This is a genomic window from Mycobacterium sp. (assembly GCF_035653355.1).
GTDB lineage: Bacteria > Actinomycetota > Actinomycetes > Mycobacteriales > Mycobacteriaceae > Mycobacterium.
The window spans coordinates 1-15463 of sequence record NZ_DASRBZ010000580.1 but is presented as its reverse complement, the minus strand read 5'-3'; the positions used below and the strand labels follow the sequence as shown (position 1 = coordinate 15463).

Below are 15463 nucleotides of genomic sequence, written 5' to 3'. Positions count from 1 at the left end.
GATGCGCGGCCGTTCCTTGATCAGCACGTCCAGCGCGGGCGGTATCTTGCGCAACGCGGTCGTAATGACGTCGCGTTGTCCGGCGAGCGTGTCAGCGAGCCGGTTCAATCCCTGTATCGATGCGACGAGGTTGTCGCGCTGCTCATCGAGCGTGCCCACGAACCTGTCAAGGCGAACAAGCAAGTCGCGAACAGCGCGTGGGTTCTGCGACAAGGCGGCGCTGAAATTATGGATGATGTCGCCGATCTGGCCCAGGCCGCCAGTGTTGATGACGACCGAGAGCGACGACAAGGTTTGCTCCGTCGACGGGTACGTTGAGGCCCTGTTCAGCGGGATGGTGGCGCCGGGCTTTAGCCGTCCACTTCCCTGCTGGCCTGGCGGCGGATTCAACTCCAGATGCATCGATCCGAGCAGGCTGGTCTGGCCTACCCTGGCCACCGCGTTGGCGGGCACGACGACATCGCGCTTCACCGAGATCTCAACGTCGGCGTGCCAGGCTTTTACCGTCTCCTTGTTGACACTGCCGACCACGACGTCGTCGATCATCACCGGCGAATTCGGCTCCATCGTACCGACATTCGGTATCTCGACGTGGTAGATGTCGGCTCCGGGCCCACGTCCGGTCGCACCCGGCAGAGGTAACGAGTTCAGGCCGTTGTATGCGCATCCGGTCGCGGCCAGCATGACGCTGCAGCCGACAGCAACCACCCGCCGGACCGGCATCAGGGCCGGCTTGCCGCCTCGTCGCTGTGCGGTCATGGTTGCGGCCCTTCCGCCGGGAGCAGCATGCCGGGTACGTTCCCCGGCCCCGGCGCTGGCGGGGGCGGCGGAGGCGGTGACTGCTCAGGCCTGGTCGGCGCGGGTGGCTCCGGCATCGCCGCTCCCGGTATCCGCGCGGGGGGCACCGCCCCCGGCGGCCCAACCGGATCACCCGGCAGGCCGGTATAGGCAGACACCGCGGGAGGCAGCTCAGGCGGCCCGGGTTTGGGTCCCTCGCCGCCGGGTGCCAGCCGCGCCTCGGTGTAGACGATGTTCTCCGGGCTTGCCGACTTCGCCAGGATTGGGTTGAACGGAAACCAGTTGAAGTTGAAGTTGGGGAAGAAACCCCCACCGAATGTGAAGAGAAGAGCCGGCGCGCTGATAAACGTGAACGGGTTGACCACACGCAGCGCCGGGCCGGCGTACTGGGCGCACAGCTTGCCTGTCTCAGTCGCGGTGACGTTCTCGATGGCCGCCATTTGTGAGCAGACGGCCCACACGGCATTGGTGAAGTTGTTCAACGCAAATACGCCGCGGATGCCGCCGACGTCGGGGTTGTAGTCGGCGTAGCCGTTCGCAAGTGCGTTAGGCGTAACGTGCAAGACGTTTTCGAACGCCGTCTTGTTATTGACGAGAATCTGGGTCAGGTCGGCCAACCGCGCAATCTGCTCGGCGAGCGGGTCACGGGTTCCCGCGATGAAGCGCTGCACCTCGGGAAGCGCCGCCGCCAGATTCGTCAGCGCCGCATCCAAATCGGACCGGCTGTCATCGAGCACGCTGGTGAGCGTGGCGAGCCGGTCGTTGAACTGCACGAGTTGTTGGCCGCTGTCGCGAAGTGCGGTGACAAACGTCTGCAGGTTCTTGATGATGTCGACGATGTTGCCGCTTCCGTCGGCCAGGACTCTGCCCACCCCGGACAGTTGAGTCAGGGTCTCCCGCAGCTTGTCGCCGTTGCCGCCCAGCGCGTTCGCGGCGCTGTCGATGAAGCGGCCGATGGAGCTGCTCGACACTTTGCCGCTGGGTCCCAGATCTGTTGCCAGCCGCGTTAACTGAGCTTTCACCTCGTCCCACTCGACGGGGACCGCGGTCCGTTCCATCGGTATCACGGCGCCGTCACTCATGGTGGGACCGCTCGACCGGTACGCCGGGGTGAGCTGGACATAGCGCGCGGCCACCAGGTTCTGGGCGACGATCACGGCCTTGGCATCCGCTGGAATCGGCACACCGTGATCGACGTGCATAGTCATCTTGGCACGGGTGCCCTGGGGTTGGATGCCGGCGATGCTGCCAACCTTGATGCCGGCGACCTTCACGTCATCGCCCTTGTAAATCCCTGTGGCAGTGGTGAAGTAGGCGGTGATTGTCTTGGGCCCGAAGAACGTATTGCGAATCGCCACGAACGTGCCGGCGACAAGAAGCACTGCCAGGGCGATCGCCAGCCAGGCCGCAAGCCGGTTGCGCCTCATTGTGATCCGATCCTTCCCGGTGGCAAGCCCACATGACAGTCGGGGCAGGGAGGAATACCGTTGTATGGCCAGGGGAACAATGCCCGCGGCCCGGCGTTGTCCGGTGGCCGACCCTGGTCCACACCTCTTCGGAACCCGAAGTAAAAGTCGAAGAACGGTTGGAAGAATATTTCGGGCAGGAACGCATTCGGGACGAACGCGGTGTAGTAGTAGCCTGAGGCGACGGCCTCGCCCTGCGTGAGCTGATACTTGGCCAGACCGGGTATCGCTTTGGCGAGGTTGTCCCGGTTCTTCTCCAGCATTGCAAGCACCGAATTCAGCGTTTTCAGCGTCGGGGCCAGCTTGGCTTCGTTGTCGTGCACCACACCGGACAGCTGCTTGGCCACCGCGGAGGTGTTGGCCAGCAGTTGCGAGATCTCGTACCGCCGCGCGACGAGTACCTGGAGTAGATCGTCGGCGTCGAGGATCAGCGTGTTGACCTGTTGGCTGCGTTGCGACAGGATTCCGCTGACATCCGCGGCGCCTTTGAGTAGCTCGCCCAGTGTTTTGTTGCGGCTGTTGAGGGCTCGTGACAACCGGGTCACCCCGTCGAAGGTCGGTCCCAGTTGCGGAGCGATCTGGTTGAGCGTCGCCGACAGCGTGTCAAGCGACTGGTTGACCGCTTGAGTATTCGTCTCGGAGGCGTAGGCCGTGACGTCGCTGAGGGCCTCGGTCAACAAGTAGGGCGAGGATGTACGCGACACAGGGATGATGTCCATCGGACGAAGCCGGCCAGTGCCGGCTGATTCCACGGTGAGCACTCGCTGCCCCAGCAGCGAACCCGTCCTGATGTGCGCGGTAGTGTCCCCGCCCAGCAGAACCGTCCCTTTGAGGGTGAAGGTGACTAAGGCATCGCCGTTGTGCAGCGACATCTTTGACACGCTGCCGACCGGCATTCCCGAGACCGTCACCACATTGCCCACAGCCAGGCCGCCCGCGTCAGAGAACAGCGCCTGGTATCTGACCGCCGTGGCCCGCTGTACCAGCTGATCGGGAGACAGTCCCACCAGGATGACCAGCACCACCAGCACAACGCCCATGAATCCGGCCCGAATCAGGCGGGCTCCGCGGTACTTATCCATCGGTCTCTCTCATTGGCCTGCGCGCAATTCCTCTTCGCTGGGCTCCGCGCACCGCCCGCCTTCTTGCCTGAACATGGGCACTACCACTGTCCGGTACTGCAGATCCGAGACGCGCAGGCTGAGTTCGCAGAGGTAGTACGGCAGCCAGCTGCCGTTTGCGCCCAGCCGCAACAGTTTGCGGTAGTTTCTCGGTAGCTTCTGCAACGCAACATCGATCTGACCCTTGTTCTGATCAAGCAGCGGGGCCAACCGGTTCAGCTGATTCACCGTGCCTGCCAGCGGCGGTCGCGTGCGAGTCAGCAGATCCGCTACCGAGGCGGTTCCCCTGTCCAGGGAGTCGATGGCGGCGCCGATCGTATCGCGGTCTTGCGAAAATCCGCTGATCAGCCGCTGCAGTCGATCCAGCGCGTGGGAGAACTTGTCACCGTCTTTGTCCAGCGTGCCCACTACCGTGTTGAGGTGGTCGATCAGTTGCTGCACCGTTTGCTCGTTGTCGGCCAAGGTGTTTGAGAACGAGGAGGTTTTCGACAGTAGCGATTCCAAGGTGCCGCCTTCGCCTTGGAAGATCTGTACCAGCGCGGAGCTGAGCGCGTTGATGTCTTGCGGCTTGAGGCCTGTGATCACGGGTTTCAGGCCGCCGAGCAGCAGATCGAGGTCGAGCGCTGGTGCAGTGCGGTCGACCGGGATCTGCGAACCGGGCGGTAGCACCTTGGTCGACCCGGGACCGTCGACGAGTTCGAGGTAGCGATCACCGGTTAGATTCAGGTACCGCACGACGGCACGGGTGCCGTTGGTGAGCACGAGACTGCGGTCGGCGTCGAACTTCACCAACACTTTGTTATCCGGACGCAACGACACGCCATTGACCGTGCCCACCCGGATACCGGCGACCCGCACGGTTTGCCCGGTCTTGAGACGCGAAACGTCGTTGAAGACTGCGGAATACCCGTTGGTCGCACCGGTTCGGTACTGGCTGAAAATGAAGAACAAGAACACGGTCAGCACCACCATCACGGTGCCGAATACCGCGAACTTGATGATCGTCCCGCGCAAGCTGCTCATCCGGGTTGGCCAATCTGCGTGACGTTGCGCGGCGGCCCATCAATCGGGCCATACAGCAGCTGTTTGAGGCCGTCGGAGTTGATCAGCAGTTGCTGGTTCCCGTACTGCCAGGGGTTCGCACCGACATCGGCGACAACGTAGGGGGGAGCCACGTCGGGGGGCACTACGGGAAGGTCATGGCACTGCGGACCACCCGTCGCGGCCACCTTGGGCAGGTTGGTCGGGTACCGAAAACGTTCAGCACCGAAGTAGAACGAGACCAGTACCTTGACACCTGGGACATCCAGCGGCGGAACCTTCGCATTCTCGACCATCCCGCCCAGGCCGCACCACAGCGCTTGGTGGTAGTCGTTGAGCAGTTTGGTAGTCGGCACCAGCGTATGCAAGTCGTAGGTCAGCAATTGCCGGTTGGTACTCAGCACGTCGTTACCGACGGTCGCCAAACCGATGCTGCTGATCAGGAACTCGTCCAAGTTTCGCTGCTCGTCGACGATCGTCTGGCTGATTTGCGTCGAATTATCGGCGATCTTCACGATGTCGGGACCAGCGTCGGCGTAAGCGTTCGCCACCGCAGGAAGCACGCTGAGGTCGTGGCTGAAGGCCGGAAGACTCGGATCCAGTGTTGCCAGAAAAGAATCCAAGTCTACGAGTGATTGGCCGATCTTGTGGCCCCGGCCGCTGACTGCCGAGGAGATTGCACCGAGGGTCTCGTTGAGTTTGGCGGGGTCGATCTTCGCCAGCAGCGCCGTCAGCCGTTCGAACACCGTGTTGATTTCCACGGTGACGTGCTTGTTGTCCAGGATCTGGCCGGCGTGCAGTCGCTGTGGTGAGGGATTGGCGGGCGGTACCAATTCGACGAACTTGGCGCCGAATACCGTGTTTGACGTGATGTCGACGACCACATTGGCGGGGATGAAACGCAGCTGCGGTGGATCCATCGCAAGGTGAAGCACCGCTTGCCCATTAGGCCCCGGATCGATCGAGGCCACCTTACCCACCTGCACGCCGCGCATTTTCACCTTGGCGTCTTTGTTCATCACCAGCCCGGCGCGCGGCGAAACGACGGTGACCGGCACGGTGGTGGCGAAACTGCCCTGGAACATACCGACCGCCACAGCGACAATCCCGACAATGACGACGACGGCCACCAAACCGGCGAGTACGCGAATCGCGTTGTGTGACATCGTCTTCCTAACGCTTTCCGTTACCCCGACAGGTTGAAGTGTCCGTTGGTGCCGTATATGGATAGCGCGACCAGCAGTGTCACCGATACCACCACAATGAGCGACGTACGGACTGCGTTGCCGGTGGCGACTCCGACACCCTCCGGCCCCCCACCGGCGAAATACCCGTAGTAGGTATGAATCAACAAAACGGTCAGCGCCATCAGAACGGCCTGCAAGTACGACCACAACAAGTCGTACGGGTACAGGAATGTATCGAAGTAATGGTTATAGAGACCACCCGATTGGCCGAACAGGACAACAGTGGTGAATTGGCTGGCGACGAACGACAGTACGATGGCAATGCTGTAAATCGGAGTAATCGCGATCATGCCCGCCATGATCCGGGTGCTGACCAAATACGAAATCGGCCGGATCGACATGCTTTCCAACGCATCGACTTCTTCGTTGATCCGCATGGCGCCCAGTTGGGCGGTTACGCCGGCACCGAAGGTAGCTGCCAAGCCGATTCCCGCGACCACGGGGGCCGAGATGCGGACGTTGATAAACGCCGCCAAGAACCCGGTGAGTGCTTCGATGCCGATATTGCCCAGCGAGCTATAACCCTGAACCGCCAAGGTACCGCCCGCCGCCATCGTCAAGAAGCCGACAATCACAACGGTGCCGCCGATCAGCGCCAAAGTACCAGCACCCATGCTGATTTCGGCAATGAGACGTACGACTTCACGCCGGTAGTGCACCGTTGCGAACGGCACCCCGGCAAGCGCCCTGCCGTAGAACAAGATGTGATCACCCAGCCCGCCGAGGGCATCGGCGGGCTTGCGAAATTGGTCGAGCGCACGGAAAGTCTTGGGATAGGTGGCTCTCAACGTCTTGACCGTCATCGCACGTCTCCAGTCACTTGGTCGTGAATCGGATGCCGATGGCGGTGACTACGACGTTGACGACGAACAGCGCCATGAATGCGTATACCACGGTTTCGTTGACGGCGTTTCCAACCGCCTTGGCCCCCCCACCGGAAATGCTCAGTCCCCGGTAACAGGCCACCAGACCGGCGATTAACCCGAACAGCAATGCCTTGACGCAGGAGATGATCATCTCCGGTACGCCGGTTAACAGCGTGATACCCGCAGCGAACGCGCCGGGGTTGACGTTTTGGATGAACACCGAGAACGTGTAGCCGCCCGCAACGCCGATAATGACGACAAGGCTGTTCAACAGCAGGGCCACTAACCCGGCCGCCAGCATGCGGGGGGTCACCAGACGCTGAACCGGGTTGATGCCCAACACCTCCATCGCGTCGATTTCTTCACGAATGGTGCGCGAACCCAGATCGGCGCACATGGCGGTAGCGCCGGCGCCGGCCACAACCAACACCGTTACCAGCGGTCCCACCTGGGTGACCGCGCCGAACGCGGCACCCGCACCGGACAGATCCGCGGCGCCCAGTTCGCGCAGCAGAATGTTGAGAATGAAGTTGACCAGAACCGTCAGCGGCACGGCCACCATTAAGGTTGGCGCCAATGACACTCGCGCGATGAACCAACACTGCTCAAGGAACTCTCGCCCCTGAAACGGCCGGCGAAACACGAACCTCAGCGCGTCCCCCGACATCGAGGCCAGCCCGCCCACGGCCTGCATCGCTTCGGAGAAGCCTTTGGGCATTGTGATACCGGAAGACCAGCGCTCAGCCCCACTACTCGCCATCGGCTCCCCCTCCTCCCACGACGGTCACGCCCAACGCCGCTGCGGAACGAATGGCATTGCGCGCCAACGCAACCCGCCGCGACGAAGACGAAAACTTCCCCACGCTTCTCCTCCTTGCTTGGGGTTTGGCAAAGTCAATGGTGAACGAGTAAAGCCCCCCACCTTCGTCGCGTGTTCCGCGATTATGCCCCACGGCGCACCCTTTCGGAGCCGAATCCGCAACCAAGAACAAGGGTCTCGAAACTCTGCGACAATCCCGCAGAACGCCGGTCAATACCGACGGACGCAGCATGCGACATCGCAAGTCCCCCGACTCTAGGTGACGGCGCCGGTCGTCTTCAGCTCGATGATGCGGTCCCAGTCGTATCCGAGTTCCATGAGAACCTCGTCGGTCTGCTCAGCGAAGCCAGGCGCCGGCGCGGTGGGCGGCGCGGACACATCGAACTGCACTGGGTTGGCCACCAATTCGAGCTGGCCGGCCTGCACAACATAATCGTTGGCCCGGATCTGCGCGTCGTTGGCCGCCTGCAACGTGTCTTGTACAGGTGCCCAAGGACCGGATAGCGTCACGAACCGTTCGCTCCATTCAGCCAGGGTGCGAGCCGCGATCGCTTCGGTGAGGATCTTCACCGCCTCGGCCGTGTTGGCGGCGATCTGCTCATTGCTGGCGAACCGGGGATCGTTGGCGAGTTCCGGGCGGTCGATGTGGTGACATACGTCGGCCCAGAACTTGGTCGGCTGCATCATCACAAAAGAGATGTAGCGCTTGTCGGCAGTCGTATACAGCCCGACCAAAGGGTTGTTAGGTGCCCCATGCACTCCGGGTGGCGGGGCTTCGAGGCGTTGTCCGAGATGGACGGTCAAGGCCACGGTGTGGCCCAGCGACCACAAACCGCTGCCGAGCAGCGAGACGTCCACTATCGACGGTTCGCCGGTGCGTTCCCGGTTGAGCAGCGCCGCCGCGATACCGCCCGCGAGGTTGGTACCGGAGATGGTGTCGCCGTACGCAGGTCCGGGTGGCGCGACCATGCCCTCCATCCCAACCGGCGTGATGGTAGCGGCGGTTCCGGCCCGGCACCAAAACGCGGTCATGTCGTAGCCGCCCTTGCCCGACTCGGCGCCACGGGGGCCGAACGCACTTCCACGGGCATAGATGATGTTGGGGTTCACGGCGCGGATGTCGTCGACATCGATCCCGAACTTCTGGCGATGCCCAGGCAGAAAACTGGTCAGGAAAACATCCGACCGGCGGGCCAGCTCGTAGAGCACCTCCTTGCCTTCGGGCACCGACATGTCCAGGCCGATGCTGCGCTTGCCGCGGTTGGCATGCTCGATGTTCGGGTTGGGATCGCCCTCCACCCGCAACATGCCGGTCTGCCGCAGTCCGCGCTGCGGGTCGCCCGTGACCGCGTGTTCGACCTTGATGACGTCGGCACCCCACTCGGCCAGCACGGCGCCCGCCGACGGCACAAAGCCGTACATGGCGACTTCGAGAACGCGGATGCCCTCCAGCGGCGTCATGCGACCACCCCAGACACAGGCATTGCAAGCGTCTTGCGCTCCAGGAATTCTTCGAGCCCGGCGACCCCCATCTCCCGTCCCACACCCGATTGCTTGAAGCCGCCGAATGGGGCGTCCGGCGCGAAGTAGTTTCCGCCGTTGATGGACAGCGTGCCGGTGCGGATCCGGCGCGCCACCGCGAGCGCCCGGTCCTGGCTGCCGAACACCGAGCCCGAAAGCCCGTAGATCGAGTTATTGGCGATGCGCACGGCGTCGTCGTCGTCGTCAAAGGGGATGATCACCAGCACCGGCCCGAAAATCTCCTCCTGGGCGATCTCGCTGTCCGGATCGACGTTCGTCAGCAAGGTGGGTGCATAGAAGAAGCCCGGGCCAATCTTTTTGCCGCCCGTCACCAGATTCGCGCCGGCCGAGACAGCCCGCTGGACCATCCCGTCCACCTTGTCGCGCTGGCGCTCGTTGATCAACGGACCCATATAGGTATTAGGGTCGGCCGGATTGCCGTGACGCACCTTGGCGAAGTTCTGTGCGATCGCCTCGACGATCTCGTCGTGGTGCTTCCTGGGGACCAGTAACCGAGAGGTCAACGCACAACCCTGCCCCGCGTGGCTGCACATGCTGAAGGCGGCGAACATGCTCGCCATCGCGAAGTCGGCGTCGTCGAGCATGATCACCGCCGACTTGCCACCCAGCTCGAGGAAGACCCGCTTCACGGTTTCGGCGGCGGCGGCCATGATCTTGCGCCCGGTGGCGGTCGACCCGGTGAAGGTAATGACGTCGACGTCGGGGCTGGTGGTCAGCGCGGCACCGACCGCTGGATCCGACGAACTGAGCACATTCACCACACCGGCCGGGATATCGGTGTGGTTGGCGATCAGCTCCCCCAGCGCCAGGGTGACCAGCGGCGTGTCCGGTGCGCCCTTGAGGACGACCGTGCATCCGGCGGCCAAGGCCGGAGGCAACTTCGCCAGTGCGAGCTGATTCGGATAGTTGTAGGCGATGATGGCGCCCACCACCCCGGCGGCTTCCTTCTCCACCCAGCGGTGATGGCGCATGCCGCGCGACTCGATTTCGCCGAGGTCCTCGGTCATCGGGTAGGTTCGCAGCAGGTCGGCGTAGTAGCGGACAATCGCAATCGGCTCGTCGAGCTGAGGCCCGTGGGTCAGCGCCCGAGTAGCGCCAACTTCGGCGATCGTCAGCTCACGCAATTCCTCGGCATGCTCGAGCAGTGCCTGATGCAGCTGGTCGAGGCAGTGAATCCGAAATTCGCCGTCGGTCGACCAGCGCGTGGTGTCGAATGCGCGCCGGGCGGCCGCGATGGCCGCGTCGGCTTCGGCAAGGCCCGCGTCGGGGGCATAGCCGAGGACTTCGCCGGTCGCCGGGTTGACCGAGGGGAAGGTCCGGTCGGCGGTGACAAGCCGGCCGTCGATCAGCAGCCGCCGGTCAGCCCCCATGTCATCCGAGCGCTGAAATTCAGACGAGGCGCCCGAGGACCCGCCACCTGCCGAGATGGTCACTGCCGAGTCCTGCGATGGCATTCCCGCCTCCTAGACACATGGATAATTTGATTCTCATCCCGGGCGAATCTTACATTCAGCACGCGAGAACTCAAGGCAGAACGACTGGCTTAAGGAGTCCAGTCACCACCGGCCGTTATCCCAGCCCTTGGCACATCTGCGCATTTCAAGACTGGTAGTTCAGAATCTTGCGAGACGATACGACGCGAGAGTACGGTTCTCATAATCGAAAGGGATGTTCTTGATGTTTGAAGCGGTGACGCATGCATGGAGGGCCGCGTGAGGACCGCAGTCGTTACCGGCGGCGGATCAGGCATCGGCTTAGCCGTCGCACAGCGGCTGCGCAAAGACGGCCACCGAGTCGCCACCATTGATCTCAAACCGGCCGAGTCGGAGTTCGCGTTCACCGCCGACGTGACCGATCGATCGCAAGTCGACGCCGCCCTGTCGGCAATTCGCGACCAACTTGGGCCGGTCGAGATTCTGGTCAACGCCGCGGGCCTCGACGGGTTCAAGCGGTTCGCTCACATCACGTTCGAGGAGTGGCAGCGCATCATCGATGTCAACCTCAACGGCGTCTTCCACACCATTCAGGCGGTATTGCCCGACATGATCGAGGCCGGCTGGGGCCGGATCGTCAACATCTCCTCATCGAGCACCCATTCCGGCGTTCCTTATATGTCGCACTATGTGGCGGCCAAATCGGCGGTCAATGGCCTCACCAAGTCGCTGGCGCTCGAATACGGGCCCAGCGGCATCACGGTCAATGCGGTGCCGCCCGGCTTCATCGACACCCCGATGCTGCGCAAGGCCGCGGAACAAGGTCATCTCGGCGACATCGAGAAAAATATTGCCGCGACGCCGGTTCGCCGGATCGGCAAGCCGGAAGACATCGCCGCGGCGTGCGCCTTTCTGGTGTCGGAGGAGGCGGGCTACATCACTGGTCAAATCTTGGGCGTCAACGGCGGCCGAAACACATAAGTACTGGGAAGGAAATTCTGTGGGACGCGTTCAGGGAAAAGTCGCATTCGTCACCGGTGCCGCACGCGGCCAAGGTCGCAGCCACGCGGTTCGGCTGGCCGAAGAGGGCGCCGACATCATCGCTGTCGACATCTGTCGTGACATCGAGACCATCGGATATCCGATGGCCCGCCCGGAAGACCTCGACGAAACCGCACGGCTGATAGAGAAGACCGGCCAAGGTGTGGTGACCGCTCAGGCCGATGTGCGCGAGGCCGCGCAATTGCGCGCTGCACTCGACGACGGCTTGGCCGAGTTCGGCAAGCTCGACATTGTGGTCGCGCAGGCCGGGATCGCCGGCATGCAAGGCAACCCGCCGCTGCAGGCGTGGTGCGACGTGTGGAACACCAACCTGATCGGAACCATCAACGCCATTCAAGTGGCGCTGCCGCACCTGCGCGAAGGCGCCTCGATCATTGCCACCGCCTCAACCGCAGCGCTGATGGACGTAGCCAAAAAGGACAATCCCGGCGCCGACCCGGGCGGGATGGCATACCTCTATTCCAAGCGGCAGATCGCAGAGTATGTCAACGTCCTCGCCACGGAGCTTGCGCCGCTTGGCATTCGCGCCAATGTCATTCACCCGACAAATTGCAATACGCCGATGCTGCAGAGTGAGCCGATGTACCGTGCCTTCCGCCCAGACCTGGAGCACCCGACCCAGGCAGACGCGGAGCCGGTTTTCGGCGTGCAGCAGGCGATGAAGATTCCCTACATCGAACCCGAGGACATCAGCAACGCGGTGCTCTGGCTGGCCTCTGACGAGGCCAGGTATGTGACCGGAATGCAGTTACGTGTGGACGCTGGCGGTTACCTCAAGTGGTACGACTACCACATCTGAGGCGAAAAGTCTGTAAAGCAGGCGAATTCGGCGCAATCGCGGAGGAATACGGTGAAGGTTTGGGTCGATCCGGAGCGGTGCCAGGGGCATACATTGTGTTCGATGATCGCTCCGGAAGCGTTTGAGCTCGACGACATCGACGGGCATTCGTCGGCCGTCTTCGACGAAGTCCCGCCCGACCAGCAAGACAAGGTTCGGGAAGCCGCCCAGTCGTGCCCGGAATGCGCGATCTTCATCGATGCGGACAGCCCTTCTTCGGGGGCCGACGTCGAAAAGCCGAGGGAGACAACGTCGTGACGGTGGAGGATAGGACGGCCGCGGACGCTGACAACGAGCGCAGGCAACCCCGCTACCACTTCGACCGCCATACGTCCGAGTACCGCGATCAGTTCGAGGCCATCACCGAGGAGATGCTCGCCAAGTGTCCGATCGCCTGGACCGACACCTACGGCGGTCATTGGGTCGCGGCCGGTAACCGCGAGGTGTTCGAGCTCGCCCGCTGCCCATATGTCTCAAACCACCACGACCTCACCGGCCAACGGCCGGCCTACCAGGGGATCAGCATCCCGCCGGCGAGGCGGGCCAGCGGTATCCGGGGCGGCATGCTCGAGATGGACGATCCGGAGCATCGGATTTATCGCAATGTCCTGAACCCGTACATGTCTCCGGCTGCAGTCAAACGATGGGTGCCGTTCGTCGACGATGTGGTGCGGGCTTGCCTGGACGACAAGATCGAAGAAGGCCACATCGATTTCGTCGACGATCTCGCTAACGTCGTACCGGCCGTGCTCACATTGGCGATGCTGGGTATTCCGCTGAAGAAGTGGAAGATATACAGCGAGCCGGTGCATGCGGCGGTGTACACGCCGGAACACTCTCCCGAAGCCGAGCGGGTGGCCGAACAGCACCGGCAGATGGGCATCGACCTGTTCAGCAATCTCACGGAGATTCGGGAAAACCCGCGTCCTGGCATCATCAACGCACTTCTTCAGCTGCGGATCGACGGCGAACCAGCACCTGACCTCGACCTGTTCGGGATGCTCGGCCTGGTCATCGGCGGCGGCTTCGACACCACGACGGCATTGACGGCGCACGCGCTGGAGTGGTTGTCGCAGAATCCCGATCAGCGCGACGTGCTCAGCCGCGACCGCGACAGCTTGCTGGACTCCGCGACCGAAGAGTTCCTGCGCTACTTCACCCCGGCGCCCGGGGACGGCCGGACGTTCTCCGATGATTGCGAATTCTTCGGGACCCGGTTCAAAGAGGGTGAGCGCCTGTGGATTTCGTGGGCAATGGCGAACCGGGATCCCTCGGTGTTCGCAGACCCGAACCAGATCATTCTAGATCGCAAGGGAAATCGCCACTTCAGCTTCGGATTGGGCATCCACCGCTGCGCCGGATCCAACGTCGCACGCGTGGTGTTCAAGTCGATGCTCACGGCCGTGCTCGACCGGATGCCCGACTACCGCTGCGATCCCGCCGGCACCGTGCACTACGACACCATCGGAGTCATCCAGGGCATGCGGCATCTGCCGGCAACTTTCACTCCCGGTCTTCCGATCGGAGCCGGCCTCGAGCAAACGCTCGAGAAGCTGCAGCGCATCTGTGACGAGCAAGGTCTGGCAAGGCCGATCACCGAATACAAAGAAGCCGCCGTCATCGACTGAGACGTTGGCCAGCAACGCAAAAAGCCCCGAAAACGCACCGTTTGGGGTGCTTTTGCGTCTGCTCGCGCGAGGGGAGTGCCCCTCAACCCTGCGGCAGGCCGAGCACTCGCTGGGCGATGATATTGCGGTGGATCTCCGACGTCCCACCGGCGATGGTGCCTGAGAAACTGCGGGCATAGCGCTCGAACCAGCTGGCGAAGTAGTGGTCGAGGTTCATGGGCGCATACGGACCCGTCAGTGCCGGTTGGATGAGGCCGTCGGAGCCGGCCGCCGCCAAGGCGTGTTCGCAGGCGCTTCGCTCGGCCTCGGAGCCAAACAGCTTCAGAACCGACAGCGCGGGAACGTCTTCTTCGCCGCGCGCCGCGCGGGCCAGCGCCACGGAACCGAGCAGACGCAGTGCGTGGTGGTCCATGACCAGAGTTGCGTAGTGGTCGCGGTCGAGCGCTGTGGCGGGATGGAAGTCGGTGATGAGGTTGTGCAGCCGGTCGGCGAAACCCAGCCACATCATCGTGCGTTCATGGCCCAGCGATCCGTTGGCCACCCGCCAGCCCTGGTTCTCCTGCCCGACCAGATTCTCTGCCGGGACCCGCACATCGGTGAAGAACACCTCGTTGAAATCCAGGTCGTCGCGGCTACAGATCGACGGGAAGGGCCGACGCACCACACCCGGCGTATCGGTCGGAATCAGTAATGCGCTGATGCCCTTGTGCTTTGGCGCATTGGGATCGGTGCGCACGAACGTCAGCAGCACGTCGGCGTCGTGGGCTCCGGACGTCCACACCTTCTGTCCGTTGACCACATAGTGGTCGCCTTGTGTATCAGAGCAGCGCACAGCGCGGGTACGCAGTGACGCGAGGTCCGAGCCGGCGCTCGGCTCGCTCATCCCCAGCGATGCAGTGATCTCGGCCCGCAGAATCGGCACCGCCCAGCGGCGCTTCTGCTCGTCGGTGCCGAACGACAACAACGACGCCGCAACGATATTCACGCCCTGCGGGTTGAAGCTGTGGTAGATCCGCCGCCGGCAGAGCTCCTCGAGGTGCACGAACTGCTGCAACACGGTGGCGTTGCGGCCGCCGAACTCAGGCGGTTGACCGGGGAGCAGCCAGCCGTTGTCGAACAGCAGCCGCTGCCACCGCCGCGCCCACGCCGGCATGTGCGAAACCGAGCGAGGCCGCTCCAGAGTCTCCGCCGCGTCGGGCAGATGCTCGTCGAGGAATGCGACGAACCCCGCCCGGAAAGCCTCGACGTCGGCATCAAAAGTCAGCTGCACGGTACTCCTCCGCGATCATCGCTCGGTGCTCGGCAGCGCCGCCCAGCATGAGCTCGCCCGCCTTGGCTCGCTTGAGGGCGAACTGCAGGTCGTTCTCCCAGGTGAATCCCATCGCCCCGAATAGCTGCAGGCCGTGGCGAAAAACCAGCGCCTGACACTCCCCTGCCGAGGCCTTGGCCATTGCGGCCGCTAGCCGCCGCCGCGGGTCGTTCGCCGAAATGGTCAGTGCTGCAAAATATCCCAGCGCGCGGGCGCGCTCGATCGCAACATGCATGTCGGCGGCCTTGTGCTGGACTGCTTGGAACGAGCCGACCGGTACCCCGAATTGGTG

The 15463-nt window shown here is 63.1% G+C and carries 15 protein-coding genes; 4 read left to right on the top strand and 11 right to left on the bottom strand.

Annotation, left to right across the window (positions count from 1 at the left end; all coding sequences use genetic code 11):
- From VFA16_RS20050 to VFA16_RS20010, 9 genes are all read right to left on the bottom strand, one after another.
- Nucleotides 1–759 (bottom strand): MCE family protein (locus VFA16_RS20050; RefSeq protein WP_324969505.1); only part of this gene is annotated, 759 nt, incomplete at its 3' end.
- Nucleotides 756–2225 carry an MCE family protein gene (locus VFA16_RS20045; RefSeq protein WP_324969504.1) on the bottom strand — a complete coding sequence of 490 codons (1470 nt, stop codon included), beginning with the start codon at nt 2223–2225 and terminating at the stop codon, nt 756–758. The genes VFA16_RS20045 and VFA16_RS20050, both read right to left, overlap by 4 nt.
- Entirely contained in the window at nt 2222–3346 is a 1125-nt protein-coding gene (locus tag VFA16_RS20040; protein WP_324969503.1) for an MCE family protein, read from the bottom strand. The genes VFA16_RS20045 and VFA16_RS20040 overlap by 4 nt, the downstream gene beginning before the upstream one ends.
- A 9-nt stretch (nt 3347–3355) precedes the next feature.
- A complete protein-coding gene (locus VFA16_RS20035; RefSeq protein ID WP_324969501.1) occupies nt 3356–4408 on the bottom strand; it encodes an MCE family protein in 1053 nt (350 codons plus the stop codon).
- Nucleotides 4405–5592 (bottom strand): MCE family protein, encoded by a 1188-nt coding sequence (locus VFA16_RS20030; protein ID WP_324969500.1) that lies wholly within the window; start codon nt 5590–5592, stop codon nt 4405–4407. Before VFA16_RS20030 ends, VFA16_RS20035 begins: the two co-directional genes overlap by 4 nt.
- A gap of 20 nt (nt 5593–5612) precedes the next feature.
- Complete coding sequence (locus VFA16_RS20025) at nt 5613–6476, bottom strand: ABC transporter permease (RefSeq protein ID WP_324969499.1); 864 nt, start codon at nt 6474–6476, stop codon at nt 5613–5615.
- Nucleotides 6477–6489: 13 nt separating this feature from the next.
- Nucleotides 6490–7299: an ABC transporter permease gene (locus tag VFA16_RS20020; protein ID WP_324969498.1), complete on the bottom strand. Its 810-nt coding sequence runs from the start codon at nt 7297–7299 to the stop codon at nt 6490–6492.
- A gap of 315 nt (nt 7300–7614) precedes the next feature.
- On the bottom strand, nt 7615–8820 hold the full coding sequence (locus VFA16_RS20015; protein WP_324969497.1) for a CoA transferase: 1206 nt from the start codon (nt 8818–8820) through the stop codon (nt 7615–7617).
- Complete coding sequence (locus VFA16_RS20010; protein ID WP_414687775.1) at nt 8817–10271, bottom strand: aldehyde dehydrogenase family protein; 1455 nt, start codon at nt 10269–10271, stop codon at nt 8817–8819. Before VFA16_RS20010 ends, VFA16_RS20015 begins: the two co-directional genes overlap by 4 nt.
- Nucleotides 10272–10613: 342 nt before the next feature.
- On the opposite strand from VFA16_RS20010, the gene VFA16_RS20005 reads away from it, so the two are divergent.
- From VFA16_RS20005 to VFA16_RS19990, 4 genes are read left to right on the top strand one after another with little or no spacing between them, the layout of a single operon-like run.
- Nucleotides 10614–11315 (top strand): SDR family NAD(P)-dependent oxidoreductase, encoded by a 702-nt coding sequence (locus VFA16_RS20005; RefSeq protein ID WP_324969495.1) that lies wholly within the window; start codon nt 10614–10616, stop codon nt 11313–11315.
- Between the two features lie 19 nt (nt 11316–11334).
- Nucleotides 11335–12195, top strand: coding sequence for a mycofactocin-coupled SDR family oxidoreductase (locus VFA16_RS20000; RefSeq protein WP_324969494.1), 861 nt, complete (start codon nt 11335–11337; stop codon nt 12193–12195).
- Between the two features lie 51 nt (nt 12196–12246).
- On the top strand, nt 12247–12492 hold the full coding sequence (locus tag VFA16_RS19995) for a ferredoxin (RefSeq protein ID WP_324969493.1): 246 nt from the start codon (nt 12247–12249) through the stop codon (nt 12490–12492).
- A complete protein-coding gene (locus VFA16_RS19990) occupies nt 12489–13862 on the top strand; it encodes a cytochrome P450 (protein ID WP_324969492.1) in 1374 nt (457 codons plus the stop codon). The genes VFA16_RS19995 and VFA16_RS19990 overlap by 4 nt, the downstream gene beginning before the upstream one ends.
- Nucleotides 13863–13944: 82 nt before the next feature.
- On the opposite strand, the gene VFA16_RS19985 is transcribed toward VFA16_RS19990, so the two are convergent.
- Nucleotides 13945–15132, bottom strand: a complete 1188-nt coding sequence (locus VFA16_RS19985) for an acyl-CoA dehydrogenase family protein (protein WP_324969491.1) — start codon at nt 15130–15132, stop codon at nt 13945–13947.
- The coding region (locus VFA16_RS19980; protein ID WP_324969490.1) for an acyl-CoA dehydrogenase family protein at nt 15116–15463 on the bottom strand (348 nt) is incomplete at its 5' end. The genes VFA16_RS19980 and VFA16_RS19985, both read right to left, overlap by 17 nt.